This window comes from Escherichia sp. XD33 (genome assembly GCF_019375075.1).
Taxonomy (GTDB): domain Bacteria; phylum Pseudomonadota; class Gammaproteobacteria; order Enterobacterales; family Enterobacteriaceae; genus Enterobacter; species Enterobacter flexneri_A.
In genome coordinates, this window is record NZ_JAENDM010000101.1 from 1 (window position 1) to 5,444 (window position 5,444).

The following is a 5,444-nucleotide window of genomic DNA, read 5'->3' on the forward strand; positions in this document are numbered from 1 at the left end:
CGTACGGCCCACAGAATGATGTCACGCTGAAAATGCCGGCCTTTGAATGGGTTCATGTGCAGCTCCATCAGCAAAAGGGGATGATAAGTTTATCACCACCGACTATTTGCAACAGTGCCAGTTTTATTGTTACATTTAAATCCACGCCGGGATCGCGGTTTTTTATCCCCCCCCTGGACCGCACATAAAGTGCAACAATTATTCTTGCACTTAGTTAAGCGCCTTCCTACAATCGCCGCGATAGTGTATTCGAAATTGTTACAGTTTTGTGGCGATGATCGACACAAATGGCCTTAAGCCAGCCCGGACAAAGGAAGTGGCGCGGCTTCTCACGCTGCGTCTTGCCCGGCGGCTACATTTACCGGAATAAAAATAATGAGCCTGCAAAAAACCTGGGGAAACATTCACCTGACCGCGCTCGGCGCGATGATGCTCTCCTTTCTGCTCGTCGGCTGCGACGACAGCGTCGCACAGAATGCTGCGCCTCCCGCCCCGACGGTCAGCGCCGCTAAGGTGCTGGTGAAGTCGATCAGTCAGTGGGATAGTTTTAACGGTCGCATTGAAGCGGTGGAGAGCGTTCAGCTTCGCCCTCGCGTCTCGGGATACATTGATAAAGTGAATTACACTGACGGCCAGGAGGTGAAAAAGGGCCAGGTGCTGTTCACGATAGATGACAGAACCTATCGCGCCGCGCTGGAGCAGGCGCAGGCGGCGTTGGCAAGAGCCAAAACGCAGGCCAGCCTCGCGCAAAGCGAGGCGAACCGCACCGATAAATTAGTCCATACCAACCTCGTCTCCCGTGAAGAGTGGGAGCAGCGCCGGTCAGCCGCGGTTCAGGCGCAGGCCGACATTCGCGCCGCGCAGGCGGCGGTGGATGCCGCGCAGCTTAACCTCGACTTCACCAAAGTGACCGCCCCTATTGACGGCCGCGCCAGCCGGGCGCTGATCACCAGCGGTAACCTGGTCACCGCGGGCGACACCGCCAGCGTGCTCACCACCCTGGTCTCGCAAAAGACGGTGTACGTCTACTTTGACGTCGACGAGTCAACCTACCTCCACTATCAAAACCTCGCCCGCCGCGGGCAAGGCGCGTCCAGCGATAATCAGGCGCTCCCGGTGGAGATTGGCCTGGTGGGCGAGGAGGGTTACCCCCACCAGGGCAAAGTGGATTTTCTCGATAATCAGTTAACGCCGAGTACCGGCACCATCCGCATGCGTGCGCTGCTGGATAACTCGCAGCGTCTGTTCACGCCGGGGCTGTTTGCCCGCGTGCGTCTGCCGGGCAGCGCAGAGTTCAAAGCCACGCTGATCGACGACAAAGCGGTACTGACCGATCAGGATCGTAAATACGTCTATATCGTTGATAAAGATGGTAAAGCACAGCGCCGCGACATTACCCCAGGGCGGCTGGCAGACGGTTTACGCATCGTTCAGAAGGGGTTGAATCCTGGGGATAGCGTCATCGTCGACGGCTTACAAAAAGTGTTTATGCCGGGTATGCCGGTTAACGCCAAAACCGTTGCCATGACCTCCAGCGCCACCCTTAACTGATCCCTAATCAGAGAATCCAAGACATGGACTTTTCCCGCTTTTTTATCGACAGGCCGATTTTCGCCGCGGTGCTGTCGATTTTAATTTTTATCACCGGGTTAATCGCTATCCCACTGCTGCCGGTGAGCGAATATCCGGATGTCGTCCCGCCGAGCGTCCAGGTGCGCGCGGAGTATCCCGGCGCCAACCCGAAAGTGATTGCCGAGACCGTGGCGACGCCGCTGGAGGAAGCGATCAACGGCGTTGAAAACATGATGTACATGAAATCGGTCGCCGGCTCCGACGGCGTGCTGGTCACCACCGTCACCTTCCGCCCGGGTACCGACCCGGATCAGGCGCAGGTTCAGGTGCAGAACCGCGTCGCGCAGGCCGAAGCGCGTCTGCCGGAGGATGTACGCCGTCTGGGGATCACCACCCAGAAGCAGTCTCCGACGCTGACCCTGGTGGTGCATCTGTTCTCCCCCGGCGGGAAGTACGACTCGCTGTATATGCGCAACTACGCCACGCTGAAAGTGAAGGATGAGCTGGCGCGCCTGCCCGGCGTCGGCCAGATCCAGATTTTTGGCTCCGGTGAATATGCGATGCGCGTCTGGCTGGATCCCAATAAGGTCGCTGCCCGCGGTCTGACGGCCTCGGATGTGGTGACGGCGATGCAGGAGCAAAACGTCCAGGTGTCTGCCGGACAGCTTGGCGCCGAGCCGCTGCCGCAGGAGAGCGATTTCCTGATCTCCATTAACGCCCAGGGCCGTCTGCATACCGAAGAAGAGTTTGGCAATATCATTCTGAAAACGGCGCAGGATGGCTCGCTGGTCCGCCTGCGCGACGTGGCGCGCATCGAGATGGGTTCCGGTAGCTATGCGCTGCGCTCCCAGCTCAACAATAAGGATGCGGTCGGGATCGGTATCTTCCAGTCACCCGGCGCTAACGCCATCGATCTGTCGAACGCGGTACGCGCCAAAATGGCCGAGCTGGCCACCCGCTTCCCGGAAGATATGCAATGGGCGGCGCCGTACGACCCGACGGTTTTCGTCCGCGACTCCATCCGCGCGGTGGTGCAGACGCTGCTGGAGGCGGTAGTGCTGGTGGTGCTGGTAGTGATCCTGTTCCTGCAGACCTGGCGCGCGTCGATTATCCCGTTGATCGCTGTGCCGGTATCGGTGGTGGGTACCTTCAGCATTCTCTATCTGCTGGGCTTCTCGCTGAATACCCTGAGCCTGTTCGGGCTGGTACTGGCTATCGGTATCGTGGTGGACGACGCCATCGTGGTGGTGGAGAACGTCGAGCGTAATATCGAAGAGGGGCTTGCGCCGCTTGCCGCGGCGCATCAGGCGATGCGTGAGGTCTCCGGGCCGATTATCGCCATTGCGCTGGTGCTGTGTGCGGTGTTCGTGCCGATGGCGTTTCTCTCCGGGGTCACCGGCCAGTTCTACAAACAGTTCGCGGTGACCATCGCCATCTCGACGGTGATCTCGGCCATCAACTCGCTGACGCTCTCCCCGGCGCTGGCGGCCCTGCTGTTAAAGCCGCACGGCGCGAAGAAAGACCTCCCTACCCGGCTGATCGATCGCCTGTTTGGCTGGATTTTCCGTCCGTTTAACCGCTTTTTCCTGCGCAGCTCGAACGGCTATCAGGGACTGGTAGGCAAAACGCTTGGACGCCGTGGCGCAGTGTTTGCGGTGTACCTGCTGCTGCTCTGCGCCGCTGGGGTGATGTTTAAAGTCGTCCCCGGCGGGTTTATTCCCACCCAGGATAAGCTGTATCTCATTGGCGGCGTGAAGATGCCGGAAGGGTCGTCGCTGGCGCGCACCGACGCGGTGATCCGCAAAATGAGCGAGATCGGGATGAATACCGAAGGGGTCGACTATGCGGTCGCTTTCCCGGGGCTTAACGCGCTGCAGTTCACCAACACGCCGAATACCGGGACGGTCTTTTTTGGCCTGAAACCGTTCGACCAGCGCAAACACACGGCGGCGGAAATTAACGCGGAGATCAACGCCAAAATCGCGCAAATCCAGCAGGGCTTTGGCTTTTCCATCCTGCCGCCGCCGATTTTAGGTCTGGGTCAGGGTTCCGGCTACTCCCTGTACATCCAGGATCGCGGAGGGCTGGGCTATGGCGCGCTGCAAAGCGCGGTGAATGCGATGTCCGGGGCGATTATGCAGACGCCGGGGATGCACTTCCCGATCTCGACTTACCAGGCTAACGTGCCGCAGCTGGACGTGCAGGTCGATCGCGATAAGGCGAAAGCGCAGGGGGTATCGCTAACCGATCTGTTCGGTACGCTGCAGACCTATCTCGGCTCGTCTTATGTCAATGACTTTAACCAGTTCGGGCGTACCTGGCGCGTGATGGCCCAGGCTGACGGACCATACCGCGAGAGCGTGGAAGATATCGCCAATCTGCGCACCCGCAATAATCAGGGCGAAATGGTACCGATCGGCAGTATGGTGAATATCAGTACCACCTACGGGCCGGATCCGGTGATCCGCTACAACGGTTATCCGGCGGCGGACCTGATTGGCGATGCCGATCCGCGGGTCCTCTCTTCTTCGCAGGCGATGACGCATCTGGAAGAGCTGTCGAAGCAGATCCTGCCGAATGGGATGAATATTGAGTGGACGGATCTCAGCTTCCAGCAGGCCACCCAGGGCAACACGGCGCTGATCGTCTTCCCGGTGGCGGTGCTGCTGGCATTCCTCGTACTGGCCGCGCTGTATGAAAGCTGGACCCTGCCGCTGGCGGTGATCCTTATCGTACCGATGACGATGCTCTCCGCGCTGTTTGGCGTCTGGCTGACCGGGGGCGATAACAACGTCTTCGTGCAGGTGGGTCTGGTGGTCCTGATGGGCCTGGCCTGTAAAAACGCCATTCTGATCGTCGAGTTTGCCCGCGAGCTGGAGATCCAGGGGAAAGGCATCATGGAAGCGGCGCTGGAGGCATGCCGCCTGCGTCTGCGCCCGATCGTGATGACCTCCATCGCCTTTATCGCCGGGACCATTCCGCTGATCCTCGGCCACGGCGCGGGGGCGGAAGTCCGCGGCGTCACCGGGATCACGGTGTTCTCCGGGATGCTGGGCGTGACGCTCTTCGGTCTGTTCCTGACGCCGGTGTTTTACGTGACGCTACGGAAACTGGTGACCCGCAGGAAGCCGGTCCAGGAGGATCTGCCCGCCTAGCCTGCAGCAGATAACAAAAAAACCGCCTTCACAATTTGAAGGCGGTTTTTTTTCGTCACCAGAAAATGATTAATGCGCTTTTTTAAAGCGGGCGATCATTTCCGGCACCGGGTCGCAGCCGCTGGTATCGGCGTTTTTGACCGCCTCCAGCGCGCTGGCCACGGTATGGCGAGCGAGGACGTTTAACGAAGCCTGCTCTGCTTCATCGGCAACCGATTTGAAGTACCAGCAGGCGTTGGCGCTGACCACGCAGCGGGCCGGGACGTCAGGACGCGACGCCCACAGTTTTTTATCTTCGATAACCGAAAGATAGATATCACGCAGGGTGATCTTGTCCGCCGGACGGCCAAGATGAATTGAGCCGTTGCGACCAAGCGTGGAGACGATAATGCCGTCACGAGTTAGCGGAACCATTAGTTTACGGATAAAGCTCGGGTTCGCTTCCAGGCCGTAGGCCAGAATCGCACTCGTCGAACGTTCACCCATCTGCTCCGCCATTGCTACGCTGAGAACCATCTGCAAAGCTGTCGGGAAGCGGTAATCTAACATGGCAGTGTCCTGGGTTGCGGTGAATCTTGTTCTTTTTAGCACCGCAGAGGGCACTGTTGCAAAGTTAGCGATGAGGCAGCCTTTTGTCTTATTCAAAGGCCTTACATTTCAAAAACTCTGCTTACCAGGCGCATTTCGCCCAGGGGATCACCATAATAAAATGCTGAG

The 5,444-nt window shown here is 58.8% G+C and carries 4 protein-coding genes; 3 read left to right on the top strand and 1 reads right to left on the bottom strand.

All coding sequences use genetic code 11. The annotated features are described in order from the left end of the window. The 3 genes from K0778_RS24615 to oqxB all read left to right on the top strand — a co-directional run. The coding region (locus tag K0778_RS24615; RefSeq protein WP_205247858.1) for a hypothetical protein at positions 1-188 on the top strand (188 nt) is incomplete at its 5' end. A 187-nt stretch (positions 189-375) separates the two neighbouring features. After that, positions 376-1,551, top strand: coding sequence for a multidrug efflux RND transporter periplasmic adaptor subunit OqxA (gene oqxA / locus K0778_RS24620; RefSeq protein WP_002914189.1), 1,176 nt, complete (start codon positions 376-378; stop codon positions 1,549-1,551). A gap of 23 nt (positions 1,552-1,574) precedes the next feature. Further along, a complete protein-coding gene (gene oqxB / locus K0778_RS24625; protein ID WP_000347934.1) occupies positions 1,575-4,727 on the top strand; it encodes a multidrug efflux RND transporter permease subunit OqxB in 3,153 nt (1,050 codons plus the stop codon). Positions 4,728-4,796: 69 nt separating this feature from the next. Here oqxB and K0778_RS24630 read toward each other — a convergent pair whose 3' ends face one another. After that, positions 4,797-5,276 carry an Rrf2 family transcriptional regulator gene (locus K0778_RS24630; protein ID WP_000888203.1) on the bottom strand — a complete coding sequence of 160 codons (480 nt, stop codon included), beginning with the start codon at positions 5,274-5,276 and terminating at the stop codon, positions 4,797-4,799. Positions 5,277-5,444 lie beyond the last annotated feature (168 nt).